Here is a 15,291-nt window from a genome sequence, read left to right as displayed (position 1 = left end):
TTAAGCCTTTCTTAAATGCGTCAAAATTGCCTCTAAAATATCATCATCGTCTTTGCTTTTTGCCTTGATGAGTTCTTTTTCATCATTTAAAGCAGTAAATTGAATATTTTGTTCATAATTGCTAATACTTTTAAATTTATTTAAAGCTAAAATTTTAATAATAATCAAAGATAAAAATTGCTTAGTATAAATGTCAAGTTTTCCAAAGCGATCTTCAATTTCACCTTCGATCTCATAAACCTCATGAACTTGCTCACACTTGCTAAGTCTTCTATAAAGTTCTAATCTTAAGCGATCTTCGCTGATAAGTTCGCTGTTTAAAAAGGCATTAACATTGAGTTTTAAATCAAGTTTATTTTCTTTTTGATCCACTTCATTTTTACTTAAAGCATTAAGTTCATCTTCTAACATTTTAAGATATAAACTATATCCAATTTGCTCAATATGTCCACTTTGATCTACGCCTAATAAATTTCCACCGCCACGAATTTCAAGATCATGATAAGCCAAAATAGAACCTGCGCCTAAAAAAGAATTACTTTCTAAGGAAACTAGACGCTTTAAAGCATCTTTTGTAATAACATTTTTATCTTCAATTAAAAAATAACAATAACCTTGCTTATCACTTCTTCCTACACGCCCACGCAATTGATGCAAATCAGCCATGCCAAAACGATCGCTTTTTTCTACTATGATAGTATTTGCATTTGGTAAATCAATCCCACTTTCTACGATAGAGGTACTTAAAAGCAAATCATATTCTTTGTTTTCAAATTTCAACATTTCTTCTTCTTGCATCTTGGCATCGATTTTAGAATGTAAAATCAAAATACGCAAAGTAGAAAAAAGTTCTAATAAATGCTTTTTACATTGCTCTATACTTGCAATATGATTATGAATATAAAAAATTTGCCCACCGCGTCTTAACTCTCTTGCTATAGCTTCTTTTAAAAGTGCGTCATCATTTTCTTTGACAAAAGTTCTTACATCCATTCTATCTTCTGGTGGAGTTTGCAAAACACTATAAGATTTTATAGAACTTAAAGCTTGATTTAAGCTTCTTGGTATAGGGGTTGCTGACATGGATAAAATATGTGAATTTTGAGTGATTTCTTTAAGCTTTTCTTTTTGCTTCACTCCAAATTTATGCTCTTCATCAATAATAACAAGGGCTAAATTTTCACATTCTACACTTAAAAGTGCATGAGTTCCTACAACTACACAAGCTTTATTTTCTTTTAAATTTTGTAAAACTTGTTTTTTTTCTGCACTACTTGTAAAGCGATCCAGTTTAAAAACCTTTATATCAAAAGGATCAAAACGCTTTTTTAAGGTTTTATAATGCTGATGAGAAAGCAAAGTCGTAGGCGCAAATAAAAATGCGCAAAATCCACTTTTAACTACTGGATAAATAGCATTCATAGCGACTTCTGTTTTTCCAAAACCCACATCACCGCTTAAAAGCCTATCCATGACTTTTCCACTTTGAAAATCTTGCAAAATTTCATGACAGGCTTTATCTTGATCGCTTGTATAAATAAAACCCGCACTAGCTATAAAATCAGTCTGTCTATTTAAATCCACTGTAATTTTTTTTGCTTGCACCAAAGATCTTTTAGCCGCCATAATAACAATTTCAGAAGCTATGGCTAAAAGTTTAGTCTTTAATTTTTCTTTAAGTTTAATAAAGCTTGTTTTACCTAGTTTATCTAAGCTTGGAATAGATCCACTCACGCCCAAATATTTATCAATCAAATAAAGATTTTCCACTGGTAATAAAAGCTTATCAGAATTTTGATACTCTATAGCAACAAACTCTTTTTTTGCTCCGCTTATCACTATCATCTCAAGACCTAAAAATTTACCTATCCCATAATCTTCGTGTACTATATAATCCCCATTTTTAAGCTCATCTATAATCAAACTAGCTTTTTTTCTTGTTTTTTGTTTTTCTTTTTGATTTAAAGAAATAATTAGCTCTTCAGGACTAATAAGATTAAGCCTTAAATCACTTTTTACAAAATGGATATTTTGAGTATCTTCAAGCTCTAAAGCTTTAAATAAAGCTTCGTTTTTAGCTAAAAGTGTGATTTTTTTATTTTTATGAAATTCAAAAAAATCTTTATTGTAAGAACTTTGCAATTCTTTAAATTTTTTAGCTTGAGGTAAAATTTTTGCATTCACAAAACTTATATCTTTTTCATATTCATTAATATCAAAAATATCAAACTTTTCACAAGCTAAAAAATCAAGCTCCAAATAATCAAAAAAATCATCAATACACCAAAAGCCTAAAGAATTGATATCATGTATTAAAGTATCGCTTTGAAAATCTTCTAATTTGTCCTTAAAAATTTCATAATTTTCTTTGTCAAAATATTTTAAAAAAGGACAAATTTCAAAATGTTCTAGTTCGTTAGGAATAGACTTTTGACTTTGCAAATCAAAATATCTTATACTTTCAATCTCTTCGCCAAAAAGTAAAATTCTAATAGGATTTTCTTCATTGATACAAAAAATATCAATAATATCCGCACGAATTGAAATTTCACCTTTATCCTGAACTATATCTACAAATTCGTATCCCAATCTTGAAATTTCATCTTCAAAACATTTCAAATCAAAATTTTGTTTTTTATCGATATGATAATTTTGTAAATGTTTTTTTGAAGGAAGTTTTTTTAAAACAGTATTTAAAGGAGAAATAAGGATTTTTTTTTCTTCTTCTTTATGATAAGCATTTAAAATCTTACAAAGATCAAAAAGTTCTTTAGAAAAAGCCCTTAAATCATCTCCAAACTGCGCTCTAAAATCAGGTAAAACAAAGGTTTTTAAACCCTTAAATCGTGAAACTTGAGCGAGTAAATCTGCTTGTTTTTCATCTTTACAAAGAAAAAGTTCACAAATTTTTGGATTTTGTAAGTATTCATAAAATGAAGCTTGCATTATTCTTCGTTGTTATTTTCAATAAGTTTGATAGTATCTTCTTTAATTTTACTAGTTCCATTAAAGCGACCGCCATTTTCTATAGAAATTTTTTGCGTTGAAATATCACCATTAACAACTCCGCCCGCTAAAATTTCTAAACTATTAGCCTCAAGTTGCCCTTCAAAACACCCATTTACTACAATTTTATCTGCTTGTAATTCACCTTTTAAATTTCCATTTTTTCCGATAACCACAATGCTTTCAGAATGAATAATACCACTTAACTCTCCATCAACATGGAGCATAGAAGCAAAATAAAATTTACCCTCAATTCTCGCACCTGAAGAAATTACTGTTGTTTCTGAGCTAGAGCTGGATGTTGGGCTGATACCGCCTTTATTAAAGATTGCCATGGAACTCTCCTTTCTTGATTAAAAAAATCATTCATATTTTTTCTTTGCAAATTTAAAAAATACAAAGGTTCTAAAGTTTTATTAATAAACCTTACCTCATAGTGCAAATGCGGCCCCGTAGAAAGACCTGTATTACCACTATAACCTATCAACTGCCCTTTATTAACAAATTGACCTGCTTTGACCACTTCTTTGCGCATCATATGAGCAAATACTGTTTTAAAACCAAAATTATGCAATAAAATTACATTATAGCCATAGCCATTATCACTATAACCTGAAAATTCCACTACTCCACTTGCTGGTGCATAAATAGGGGTACCAATTTCTGCTCTTAAATCAATACCAGGATGAAATTCCCTTCTTTTTAAAAGCGGATGCTCTCTCCAGCCAAAATTTCCTGTAATGCCTTTATTTTCAATAGGCCATCCATTAGGAATTTGTCCCAAAATTCCAAGTTGCTGCTCATTGGTAAGCTGAAGATTATCAAGTCTTGCACTAATTGTAAGATTATTTTCTACTTCTAAGCCCAAAGCCTCTTCAAAAGAAGCTATTTTATCTTCTATAGCTGCATACTGCTGAGTTTTTTCTTCTATGCTTTTTTGCATTTGCGAATTAGATAATTCCAATTCTTTGCTTTTTTTCAAAAGCTCCTCACGCTTTTCACTGATATCGCTAAGTTTGCTATCGAGATATTTGATATAAAAACCACTAAAAACTAAAAATAAAACAATAAAAGCAATAGTATAAAAAACTATTTTTTTGATTATTTGATTTAAATAAAAATGTCTTGAACCGTTAATATCTGTAATGGTAATAGTGAATTTATTTTTTACCACACCACTCCTTTAAAAAATTTTCTACCAGCATAAAAGAACCAAAAACTAGATTTTTTTTATTCTCTTCTAATTTTACAAATTCTTTGCATTGTATACCTAGCTTTGATGCAATACTATAAATTTCATCATCGGCCAGCTTTCGTTCTGCACTTTTATATTTATATATTTGTATTGTATCAATAATAGGCTTTAATGTATTTAAAATTTGAAAAATATCCTTATCCAAATAAGCATTATAAATAAGATTTATTTTTTCTCCTTGAAATTTATCAAGCATAGCCTTAGCAGCCATGGGATTATGACCCACATCAACAAAAAAATTTGGAGAAATTTCTTGGCATCTTCCTTGTAAATTTAACTCTTGTAACTTTTTTAAAGCTTCTAAGGTTTTTTCTTGCGAAGTTAAAATTTCACAAGCCTTTAATGCAAGCTTTAAATTATGCTTTAAAAAACAAGGTAAAACAAACTTTTCACAATAAATCTCAAATTTTTCTTTCAAAAAAGGATTTAAGGAAGAAACTTGCAAATTAGCTTTTTTTAAAAAAGCAATTTTTTTTGCTAAATTTAAAACATTTTGCTCTTGCTCATCACTTATAAGTGCTATAGGCGCCATAACTTTAAGCTTGGTTCTTGCAATATCTTCTAAAGAATTGCCCAAAATTTGAATATGGTCAAATCCAATTCTTGTAAAAATATTCATTCTTCTTTCAAAAACAGAAGTAGCATCATATTCTCCACCCACTCCTGCTTCTAAAACAATAAAATCACATTTTTGAAATAAAATCATAGCTAAAAAAGTAGCATATTCGAAATAACTTAATTTTTGCAAGTCTTGTTTAAAAATTTCTTCAAGTCTTATATGAGCTTGTTCTAATTCTTCATCATTTGCAATCTTACCATCAAGATAAAATCTTTCATTAAAACTGAAAATGTGCGGACTAGTATAATGCCCTATTTTATAATTTAAATTTTCTAAAAGTTGGGTTAAATATCTACCCGTGCTACCTTTACCATTTGTGCCTATAAGTTGGATTATGGGAATATTTTTAAAATATTTCTTATATTTTTCATACATTCTAAACATCAAAAAACGATCAATTTTATCGTAATTTATACTTTTTTGAGCTAAAAAATTCTCAACTTTCATTATATTGTTCATTAACCGCTGCAATTTGCTTTATTAACTCATCTAAAATATTAATACTTGGCTTACTTTGCTTATCAAGATAAGCCACGTGAATTTTAGGAGTTATAATATCTTGCTTATAAATAAATCTAAAATTTTCTATAGTTTTAAGATTTGTATTTACAAGCTGTGTAATTTCATCTTTGCTTTTTCCTGGCGAAACAATCAAATAACTCTTTTCATCTATCATCCACAGTTCATCAAATTCGCTACAAGAATCTTTTAAAATTTTTTTAAATCGAACAAAAATTTCATTCAAACTTCCCATACCATATTTTTCCATAATGAAACGGTAATTTACTATAGAAAATAAAGCTAAAGAATAATTAACTTTATACTTATTAAAATTTTCATCCATTTTATCAAGCTCTTTAAGAACACTCCAAGCCTCTCTCTCTTCTAAGCTTTGCGTGAATTCAATTTGATTATTTAAAGATGTAATTTTTTCTCCAAGTTGTTTAAATTTTAGTTTTAAATCCTCAAAACTAAGTTTTACTTCCCCATTTTCATCTGGTTTTAAAGTATTGATAAAATCCATATTTTTTTCATTCGATTTATTAAGTAAGACAAGCAATTCATAGATTTTTTTTAGATTATCATTAAAAAAATTTAAATTTTTTTGGACATACATATTATCAACCATTATACGATGATTTATAAATTCCATTAGTTCATTTTTAAAATTTTCTTCGCCTATTACAAAAGGCTTTTGTGTTAAATTTTGTATAAAACCTTGAATTTTTAAATCTTCTACCAATGAAGGATTTAAACCCAAGCATAATAATTCACTAAAGTGCTCATAACTACGCTCTTCAAGTTTAACTAAGAGTTTTTTAATCACGCTATCATAATCATCATATTTACTAATACCATATTTGCGAGCTTGTTCTTCTAAGTCATTTTCATCGTAATTTCTTTCAAGCTCTTTCCATTTTTTAGTAAGCAAGTAAATACTTTCACTATCCATAGTTTTAGAAATTCTAATCGAAGTCACCTTAGCCAAATCTCTTATCTTTTTATCCTTACTTATTTGCAAAGTTTTAGATATGGTATATAAAAAATCAAAAAATTCACTAAATTGTTTTCCGCTTTGTCTATTTAAAACAGAAATTAAAAAACTAATTAGTTCTTCTAAACTTCTTATAGTTTTAGAATTTAATTCTTGTTGATAAATCGGTAAAAGCAAGGTTTTGTATTTATCAAGTTTAGCCTTATTTGAACTTGTAATACCATATTTTAAAGATAATTCTTCAAAAATTTCCGTATAATTTTCAGGAGTTGGTTTTAGTTTTCTTTCTTTTAATGCAATTAAAGTTTGCTTTGCTATTTCATTAGTATTTGGAATCACGTTTTTGCCCTTTAATAGCAATTACGGAAATAAACTCATCAAATGCCTCGCTTGAAGCTGCTCGAATAGCCTCATACCTTGCAGAATCACTAATAATACTATTTGGAGAAATTTCAAAATTATAACTTCCACTTGTACTAAAAGCCTGGCTTGAACCATCTTTAAAGACAACATTAAAATCTAAATTTAATTTAGCTTTATAACTAATAACATAGCCATTTTTATCATAAGCTAAAGGAATAAATTCTAAATTATTCATTTTAACATTGATTACATCATCAGCTTCATGTTTTAAAGCAAGTTTACGCCCTAATTTTGAAATTACCATTTCTTTTAAAGTATCGGCAACATAGATACTATTTTTTGGGTCTTGTTGACTTAATTCAACATTAACATAAACCTTCTCATCGAAAATATTATTAGCGATTTTTGATGTAGGAACATATCCACAAGCACCTAAAAATAAACCTATACAAAAAATTAAAATCTTTTTCATTTAATCACTAGATTAACTAGCTTTCCTTCCACATAAATTTCTTTAACTATACTCTTACCTTCAAGCCATTTAGCAGTATTTTCTTTTGCAAAAGCTAAAATTTCTTCTTTACTCGCACTACTTGAAATTTCAAATTCAGCCCTTTTTTTACCATTAATACTTACAGCTAAATTTAAAGTATCTTTTACAAAAACCTCTTCCTTAAGTTCTAATTTTTTGAAATTTTTACATTTAAAAAGCTCCTCGCTAAGCTCAAAACAAACATGAGGAATAATAGGCTCTAAAATATTTAAAATAATATAAAAAGCCTCTTGCTCCAAAGCTTCATTTTTACAAAGCGCTAAAGCATTTAAAGCTTCCATGCAAGCTGCAATTAAAGTATTAAAAGCAAAACTTTGATGATAAACTTCAAAAGATTTTTTCAAAGCTTCATATACCTTTAATCTTGCATATTTTTCTTCTTTATTTAAATTTTCTTGTTTTAATTCTACAAGCTCACCTTTTTTAACATTTTGCGCCCTATCATAGAGTTTACAAATAAATCTATAAGCCCCTTCAACCGCATCATCATTCCATTCAAGCTCTTTAGCAGGAGGCGCAGCAAAAAGTATAAAAAGTCTTGCGGTATCAGCACCGTATTTTTCTATAATCTCATCAGGATCTACAACATTGCCTTTTGATTTTGACATTTTAGCACCATCTTTTAACACCATACCCTGAGTTAAAAGTCTATCAAAAGGTTCATTTTGTGTTAAATAACCCAAGTCTCTTAAAGCTTTTTGGAAAAATCTCGCATAAAGTAAATGCAAGATTGCATGTTCAATACCACCTATATATTGATCCACACTCATCCAATACTTTACACTTTTTTCATCTAAAGCTTTTTCCTGCCAAGTTTTCTCATCACTTGCAAAACGTGCAAAATACCAAGAACTTTCAAAAAAAGTATCTAAAGTATCACTTTCTTTTTGAGCCTCTTTGCCACATTTGGGACAAATACAATTTTTCCAAGTTGGATGTTTATCAAGTGGATTACCCTCACCTGTAATTTGCACATCTTCAGGTAGGGTAATAGGTAAATTTTCTAGTTTTTGAGGCACTATACCACAAATTTGACATTTAATCATAGGAATAGGCGCACCCCAATATCTTTGGCGTGAAACACCCCAATCACGAATTTTAAAATTTACAACCCTTTTTCCTATATTTTTAGCTTCAAACTGAGAAATAATTTTTAATCTTGCCTCATTACAATCAAGATTATCAAATTCTTGACTATGGATTAACTTTCCTGATTTTTGCGTATAAGGTAAATTTTCTTGAGTTTGAATAACTTGTTTGATAGCAAGATTATATTTTGTTGCAAATTCAAAATCTCTTTCATCATGAGCTGGAACAGCCATAACCGCTCCGCTACCATAATCAGCCAAGACAAAATTAGCCACCCATAAAGGAATTTTTTCTCCGCTTAAAGGATGAATGGCATAAATTCCTAAAAAATAACCTTCTTTTTCAGAACTTTGTCTTTCTCTTGGGCTTTGATTTTGAATAACTTTGATTTTATTTAATACATCTTGATTTAATAAATTTTGTGAAAGCAAATTTTGAACAATCTTATGTTCTGGAGCTAAAGCGATATACGAAACTCCATAAATTGTATCTGCTCTTGTAGTAAAAACTTCTAAAGAACTTTCTTTGGTTTTTTGCTTGCTTTCTTCGTCTAAATTTAAAGAAAATTCCAAACCTTCGCTTTTACCAATCCAATTTTCTTGCATAGTTAAAACTTGATTAGGCCATTTATCTTTTAATTCTTCTAAATCTTTTAAAAGTTCCTCAGCATAAGCAGTGATTTTTACATAATAACCTGGCATTTTTTTCTGCACTACTTCATGACCACAACGCCAACATTTTCCGTCTTCAACTTGCTCATTAGCCAAAACCGTTTGATCTTGTTCACACCAATTTACATTTGCTTCTTTAGTGTAAATCAAACCTTTTTCAAACATCTTAATAAAAAATTCTTGCTCAAATTTTGTATAAAGTGGATCTGAAGTAGCAAGCATTCTTTTTTTAGAAAAAGAAAAACCTAAAGAAAAAAGTTCTTTTTTCATATAAGCTATATTTTCATAAGTCCATGACTTAGGATGAATTTTATGTTTAATAGCTGCATTTTCAGCAGGCATACCAAAACTATCAAAACCTATAGGATGTAAAACATTAAAACCTATCTTGCGATAATATCTTGCTAAAACATCACCTATAGTATAATTTCTTACATGCCCCATGTGAATGCGTCCGCTAGGATAAGGAAACATCGATAAAATATATTTTTTAGGCAAATTTAAATCATCTTTTGGCTCAAAATATTCATTTTCATCCCAAATTTTTTGCCATTTTTTTTCTATTAAACTTGCTTCATAAGCCATAAATTCTCCTTACACTGTTCCTTTTTCATACATTGCACGATTGCGTTCTTTATCTTGTTTTCTTTTTGCTTTTTCAATTTCTTTATTTCTAAACTCAAGCACACTAAATTTAAACCATAATAATGTCGGACTTGCAACAAAGATAGAGCTTAAAGTTCCCGCTATAATACCTACAATTAAAGCCAAAGAAAATCCTTGTATCATTTCCCCGCCAAAGAAATAAAGTATCACAACGGTTGCTAAAGTCAACCCTGAAGTTAAAACCGTTCTTGATAAAGTTGCTGAAACACTTTCATTGATAATAGGTGCAAGTTCGGTTTTTTTACTTGTTTTAATGCCTTCTCTGATTCTATCAAAAATAATAATTGTATCATTCAAAGAGTACCCAAGCACAGTTAAAACAGCAGCCAAGGTATCTAGATTGACATCAATTTTAAATAAAGAAATTGCCCCTAAAGTAATCACAACATCATGAATTTCACTGATTATAGCCGCAAGAGCAAAACGCCACTCAAAACGCAACGCTATATAAATTAAAATTGCTATCAAAGATACAGCTATAGCCATAAGTCCTTTATTTCTAAGTTCATCACCTACTTTTGGACCTACCACATCAGCACGACGCACTTCAAATTTTCCCGTATCCTTTAAAAGAGTGCTTATATGCTCGCCTATATCATTGCTTACATTATCATTACTTCCTAAAAAGCGTATGGTTACTTCTTCATTACTTCCAAATTCAGTTACAGATAAATTTTGAAAAGTTCCTTGTTTTTCTAAAATTTCTCGAATTTGTGTTATAGGAGCTGCATTTTCATATTTAAGCTGAACTAAAGTTCCTCCGCTAAAATCAATGCCATATTGCAAACCCCTATCCCAAAGCAAATAAATAGAACCAAAAAACAAAATAAAAGAAAGAGAAATAGCAGCAAAACGCATTCTCATAAAATCATAAATTTTCTTTTCGCTAAAAAACTGCATTATCTTCTCCTATAGCCAAACCAAAATCTTGCATTATTGCTTTTTTCTATGCGTTGCATAAAATAATCAAACATTCCATGAGTTCCCAAAATAGCTGTAATCATAGAAACAACGATACCAATTCCCAAAGTCACAGCAAAACCTTTAACTGCTCCTGTTCCATAAGCATAAAGTGCTACCGAAGTAACCAAAGAAGTGATATTTGAATCTATAATCGCACTCATAGCATTTTTATAACCTTGTTCTATACTAACTCTTATATTTACTCCATCTCGCAAGAGTTCTCGTATACGCTCATTGATAATCACATTTGCATCTACTGCCATACCCACAGTTAAAACAAGTCCTGCCATCCCTGGTAAAGTTAAAGTTGCTCCAAACATAGCCATAACGGCAACTACTACCAAAACATTAACTAGCATTGCAATATTTGCAAAAATTCCTGCCACACCGTAATACATCATCATAAATACTACAATAAAAACCGATGCACCGATTAAGGCTATCATACTCATTTTAATACTATCAGCACCTAAAGATGGTCCTATGCTTCTTTGTTCAAGTAATTTTACAGGCGCAAGCAAAGCTCCACTTCTTAAAGCTACCGCCACATCGCGTGCTTCTTCTTGAGTAAAAGCTCCACTGATTTGCCCACTACCTCCGCCTATGCGTTCATTGATAGATGGAGCAGAATATACTTTATTATCAAGTACAATAGCAAGACGCTTTCCAACATTTGCTCCTGTATAATCAGCAAATTTTTTAGAACCCTCGGCATTTAAAGTAAAATTAATCACAGGATAATTACTCTTATCGCTAAGTCCTACTCTAGCATCAGTAAGCATAGATCCATCTAAAATAGGTATACTTTTTAAGGTATATTTTAAATTTGGATTTCTAGAATCAGGCACTAAAATCAGTCCATAACTCGCAGCCTCAGCATCACTCATTGTAGAAGCTTGACCCATTTTAGAATCATCAACTTCCATAAGTTGCAAATGTGCTGCTTTTGTGATGCGTTCTTTTGCTCTTAGTTCATCTTCTTTGGTTTTAATCCCTGCAAGTTCAACCAAAATCTTATCATCACCTTGTTTAGCAACTGTTGGCTCTGCTAAACCAAATTGATCAAGCCTATTTCTTATGGTTTCAACTGCTTGCAAAAGTGCAAAATTTTCTATATTTTTTACTTCTTCTGAGGTAAAAGAAATTTTATAGTGCATATTTTCACTTTGTATATTAATTCCTTTTATTTCTTTAAGCAAATTTTCAACTTTTGCAATATCTGCATTATCAAGCAAAGTAAATTCTAAAATATCATCATGGGTATTTAAGCCATCATTTAAAATATTTTCTTTATTAAAAGAATAACTCAATGAAGATGCAATTGATTTTATTTTAGATTTTACAGCTTCTTCATTATCTACACCTAAGAGCATATAAAGCCCACCTTGCAAATCAAGCCCTAAATTAATCTTCGCACCACGTTCTGACTGCAAAAAAGAAGGGAGTGAAAAAGCCACTCCAAAAATAAATACCGCCATAAAAATAATCAAGCGATAATTGATTTTAGAATTACGCATCAATTTTCTTTGCTATAAATTCTCTTGAAATTTTTGCAGTAACATTGTCTTCATTAAGCTTAACTTTGATAAAATCCTCCTCTGGTTTTACGACTTCACAAATAAGTCCGCCATTAGTGATGATTTTATCTCCTTTTTGCAAAGACTCAAGCATTTGTTTATGTGCTTTTGCTTGTTTTTGTTGTGGTCTAATTACCAAGAAATAAAAAATTGCAAATAACACTACAAGAGGTAACAATGAAGTTAAAATTGAATTTTCTGCCATATTTTTCCTTTATTCCAAAAAAATTAAACACTAATTCTATCATTTTTAAAATAATAAAAGTCTTTTTTATTGCAATTTTACTTTCAAATTCTATTTATCTATCATTTTTTGAAAATATTTTTACACAAACCATTAGCCCATTTTTAGCTATTTGGGGGTTAGTTTTACTTCTAAAAAGTAAAAATTCTAAACAATATTTTTGGATAGGTTTTTTTGTAGGGATTCTTTGGTTTTGGTGGATTGGTTTATCTTCAATTTATTTTAATCTAAACTATTTAGTACCAATTATACCAATTATCATTGGTTTTATTTATGGACTACTTTTTAGATTATGTTATTTATTAAAATTTGATTTTTTAAGGCTTTGTGGAATTTTTTGCATAAGTTTTATCCATCCTTTAGGATTTGATTGGCTTAATTGGGGAATTTTTACAGTTTATGGTTTTTTTGACCCAAGTTATCGTGGTATTATTTGCATATTTTTAATAGCATATTTCATCTATGAGGGTTATATATCAAGATATTATAAAATAGCGATTGTTCTTATTTTATTCTTTAGTGGATTTCAATATAATGAAAAACAAGCTCAAACTCTTAATTTAAACTACAAACTCATCAATACTAATATCTCTCAAAATCAAAAATTTTTACAAGAAAATTTAAAATCAAATTCTGATATCTTAATTCAAGATATACTTCAAGCTATAAATGAAAAAAAAGAACTTGTAATCTTGCCTGAAACCGCTTTTGCTTTTGATTTAAAAAATACCAAATATGAGCTCATGCTTAAAGAATTATCTTATAAAATCACCATTATTACAGGAGCATTTCATGTTGAAAAAGAACATACTTACAATAGCACTTATATCTTTAAAAAAGGCAATGTCTATATTTTAAATAAGCATTTTTTAGTTCCCTTTGGTGAAGAAATTCCATTTTTTAAAGACTTAACAAAAAAATATTTTCTCAAAAATATTGAAGAATTTTCCAAAGGTCCTATACAAAGCAAATATAAATTAGATAATCAAATTATCACAAATGCAATTTGTTATGAAGCTACCAAAGAACAAAACTATCAAAATTCACAAATTATTATAGCCCTAAGCAACAATGCTTGGTTTAATAATAGTAGCGAATACAAACTCCAGCAACTCTTAATGAAATTTTATGCAAGTAAATATGGGGTTAGTGTTTATCATGCTACAAATGGCAAAGAGAATATAGTTATACTCCCTAAAAAGCTTTTAAGCAAAGATTGGAAAAATTTATCCAAAGAAATATTTAATGATAAAAAATAATATTAAAATTTTAATTTTAAAGTAATTTAAGTTATTTTATATTATAATTCTGTCAAACAATATTTTGACTTAGAGGGGTTTTTACCCCAAAGCTAAATTAATTTAGCTTCCTTCCTAACTTTTATATTTATGAGGGATATTGAAAAATATCCCTCTAAGTCAAAAATTAATATAACTTTATTAATTCTTTATAATTATACAAGCCTTGTTTAAGCTTGTATAATATTGTTAATTTTTTAAAGTAGCTTTTTAAACTGTTCTAGAGCATCAAGTTTTTCCCAAGGATAGTCCTTTTGTCCTACTTGCCCACGAGCTGCTACATCCGCATAAAGAAAAGTTTCTTTACTTGGTTTATCCAGATGAAATTTATCACGGATCCAATTTGGCGTTAAAGAGAAATTTTGCATTACAAAATCACTTAAAACATCGTCATTTACACTGGTATTTGTGCCCATACAATCCACGCTTACCGAAGTAGGTTTTGCAACACCTATAGCATAACTAAGTTGAACTATACATTTTTTAGCAAGCCCTGCTGCAACTATGTTTTTAGCTAACCATCTACCTGCATAAAGTCCACTTCTATCAACTTTAGTATAATCTTTGCTCGATTGCGCACCACCACCTATTGGAGAATAACCTCCAAAACTATCTACTATAAGTTTTCTTCCTGTTAAACCACTATCATGTAAAGAAGAATGATTAACATATTTACCAGTTGGATTGATTAAAATTCTAGTCTTATTAGGATCAAAAAGTTCTTTTGGTAAATTACTATCTAAGATAAGTTTCATCACTAAAGATCTTAAATCTTCTATTTTCATACTTTCAACACAAGGTGCAGAAACTACTATAGTATGAATACTTTGCGGTTTGCAATTTTCAAAATTCGCCTTAGTGCCATAATCTATAGTCACTTGAGTTTTAATATCCACTCCAAGTTCATGTGGATTTGCTTTTGCATAAGCATAAACTCTATCACATAGCATTCTTGCATAACTAATAGCTGCTGGCATATATTCCTCAGCTTCACAACTTGCAAAACCAAACATAATGCCTTGATCACCTGCTCCTGTTTCGCCATCTTCTTGATCGACACCTTGGTTGATATCAGGGCTTTGTTCATTTAAAAACACCATAACATCAACCTCATCAGGATGTAAACACTGCTCTTTGCTAAAATGGCCTGCTCCGTCATAACCAATGTTTTTTAAAACATCTTTAACTAAATTATCGTAATCAGCTTTACTAAGTTTGTGATTTGACTTAACTTCGCCTCCTATCACAACCTTATTTCCTGCGACAAAAACCTCACTCGCCACCCTTGAATTTTTGTCATTTTTCAAGAGTATATCCACTATCGTATCAGCGATTATATCAGCGCACTTGTCTGGATGACCTGCACTTACGACTTCTGAAGTGAATAGATACATAAAAAGTCCTTTCATTTAAAATGAACCACAATTGTATCCAAATAAACTTATCAAAGCTTGATAAATTAAAAATTCTCTAAAATTAAGCAAAAGTTAGT

At 29.7% G+C, this 15,291-nt stretch carries 12 protein-coding genes; 1 reads left to right on the top strand and 11 read right to left on the bottom strand.

Annotated features, from left to right (window positions below; genetic code table 11):
• The 10 genes from FBF10_RS04980 to yajC are packed head-to-tail and all read right to left on the bottom strand — an operon-like array spanning position 1 to position 12,462.
• Positions 1-2,946 (bottom strand): DEAD/DEAH box helicase, encoded by a 2,946-nt coding sequence (locus FBF10_RS04980; RefSeq protein WP_165433899.1) that lies wholly within the window; start codon positions 2,944-2,946, stop codon positions 1-3.
• Positions 2,946-3,341, bottom strand: a complete 396-nt coding sequence (locus FBF10_RS04975; protein ID WP_002859143.1) for a polymer-forming cytoskeletal protein — start codon at positions 3,339-3,341, stop codon at positions 2,946-2,948. The genes FBF10_RS04980 and FBF10_RS04975 overlap by 1 nt, the downstream gene beginning before the upstream one ends.
• Complete coding sequence (locus FBF10_RS04970) at positions 3,278-4,180, bottom strand: M23 family metallopeptidase (RefSeq protein ID WP_002853442.1); 903 nt, start codon at positions 4,178-4,180, stop codon at positions 3,278-3,280. The genes FBF10_RS04975 and FBF10_RS04970 overlap by 64 nt, the downstream gene beginning before the upstream one ends.
• Positions 4,167-5,351, bottom strand: a complete 1,185-nt coding sequence (locus FBF10_RS04965; RefSeq protein WP_074468975.1) for a folylpolyglutamate synthase/dihydrofolate synthase family protein — start codon at positions 5,349-5,351, stop codon at positions 4,167-4,169. Before FBF10_RS04965 ends, FBF10_RS04970 begins: the two co-directional genes overlap by 14 nt.
• The gene (locus FBF10_RS04960; protein WP_002856019.1) at positions 5,317-6,714 is read right to left on the bottom strand and encodes a hypothetical protein; all 1,398 of its coding nucleotides are present in this window, start codon (positions 6,712-6,714) and stop codon (positions 5,317-5,319) included. Before FBF10_RS04960 ends, FBF10_RS04965 begins: the two co-directional genes overlap by 35 nt.
• Positions 6,698-7,210: an LPS assembly lipoprotein LptE gene (lptE, locus tag FBF10_RS04955; RefSeq protein WP_002860199.1), complete on the bottom strand. Its 513-nt coding sequence runs from the start codon at positions 7,208-7,210 to the stop codon at positions 6,698-6,700. Before lptE ends, FBF10_RS04960 begins: the two co-directional genes overlap by 17 nt.
• On the bottom strand, positions 7,207-9,636 hold the full coding sequence (leuS, locus tag FBF10_RS04950; RefSeq protein WP_002867194.1) for a leucine--tRNA ligase: 2,430 nt from the start codon (positions 9,634-9,636) through the stop codon (positions 7,207-7,209). Before leuS ends, lptE begins: the two co-directional genes overlap by 4 nt.
• Positions 9,637-9,645: 9 nt before the next feature.
• The gene (gene secF, locus FBF10_RS04945) at positions 9,646-10,617 is read right to left on the bottom strand and encodes a protein translocase subunit SecF (RefSeq protein WP_002853635.1); all 972 of its coding nucleotides are present in this window, start codon (positions 10,615-10,617) and stop codon (positions 9,646-9,648) included.
• Positions 10,617-12,197, bottom strand: a complete 1,581-nt coding sequence (gene secD / locus FBF10_RS04940; RefSeq protein ID WP_002888322.1) for a protein translocase subunit SecD — start codon at positions 12,195-12,197, stop codon at positions 10,617-10,619. Before secD ends, secF begins: the two co-directional genes overlap by 1 nt.
• Positions 12,190-12,462 carry a preprotein translocase subunit YajC gene (gene yajC / locus FBF10_RS04935; protein ID WP_002786346.1) on the bottom strand — a complete coding sequence of 91 codons (273 nt, stop codon included), beginning with the start codon at positions 12,460-12,462 and terminating at the stop codon, positions 12,190-12,192. Before yajC ends, secD begins: the two co-directional genes overlap by 8 nt.
• Between yajC and FBF10_RS04930 the strand changes: the two genes are divergently transcribed.
• Positions 12,435-13,760: an apolipoprotein N-acyltransferase gene (locus tag FBF10_RS04930; RefSeq protein ID WP_002853913.1), complete on the top strand. Its 1,326-nt coding sequence runs from the start codon at positions 12,435-12,437 to the stop codon at positions 13,758-13,760. The genes yajC and FBF10_RS04930 overlap by 28 nt on opposite strands.
• Before the next feature lie 236 nt (positions 13,761-13,996).
• Here the strand turns inward: FBF10_RS04930 and metK are convergent, their stop codons facing one another.
• The gene (gene metK / locus FBF10_RS04925) at positions 13,997-15,193 is read right to left on the bottom strand and encodes a methionine adenosyltransferase (protein WP_002852836.1); all 1,197 of its coding nucleotides are present in this window, start codon (positions 15,191-15,193) and stop codon (positions 13,997-13,999) included.
• Between the last annotated feature and the right edge of the window lie 98 nt (positions 15,194-15,291).

The sequence above is a fragment of the Campylobacter sp. CFSAN093249 genome (genome assembly GCF_011067895.1).
GTDB classification, from domain to species: domain Bacteria; phylum Campylobacterota; class Campylobacteria; order Campylobacterales; family Campylobacteraceae; genus Campylobacter_D; species Campylobacter_D jejuni.
Note: the sequence above shows the minus strand (reverse complement) of the source record. Positions and strands in the feature narration are given on the sequence as shown.

What these genes read in the sequence shown, in the direction of transcription:
- secF (WP_002853635.1), bottom strand. Translation starts at nt 10,617, where the DNA reads ATGCAGTTTTTTAGCGAAAAGAAAATTTATGATTTTATGAGAATGCGT.
- lptE (WP_002860199.1), bottom strand. Translation starts at nt 7,210, where the DNA reads ATGAAAAAGATTTTAATTTTTTGTATAGGTTTATTTTTAGGTGCTTGT.
- FBF10_RS04975 (WP_002859143.1), bottom strand. Translation starts at nt 3,341, where the DNA reads ATGGCAATCTTTAATAAAGGCGGTATCAGCCCAACATCCAGCTCTAGC.
- secD (WP_002888322.1), bottom strand. Translation starts at nt 12,197, where the DNA reads ATGCGTAATTCTAAAATCAATTATCGCTTGATTATTTTTATGGCGGTA.
- FBF10_RS04930 (WP_002853913.1), top strand. Translation starts at nt 12,435, where the DNA reads ATGAAGTTAAAATTGAATTTTCTGCCATATTTTTCCTTTATTCCAAAA.
- metK (WP_002852836.1), bottom strand. Translation starts at nt 15,193, where the DNA reads ATGTATCTATTCACTTCAGAAGTCGTAAGTGCAGGTCATCCAGACAAG.
- yajC (WP_002786346.1), bottom strand. Translation starts at nt 12,462, where the DNA reads ATGGCAGAAAATTCAATTTTAACTTCATTGTTACCTCTTGTAGTGTTA.
- FBF10_RS04980 (WP_165433899.1), bottom strand. Translation starts at nt 2,946, where the DNA reads ATGCAAGCTTCATTTTATGAATACTTACAAAATCCAAAAATTTGTGAA.
- leuS (WP_002867194.1), bottom strand. Translation starts at nt 9,636, where the DNA reads ATGGCTTATGAAGCAAGTTTAATAGAAAAAAAATGGCAAAAAATTTGG.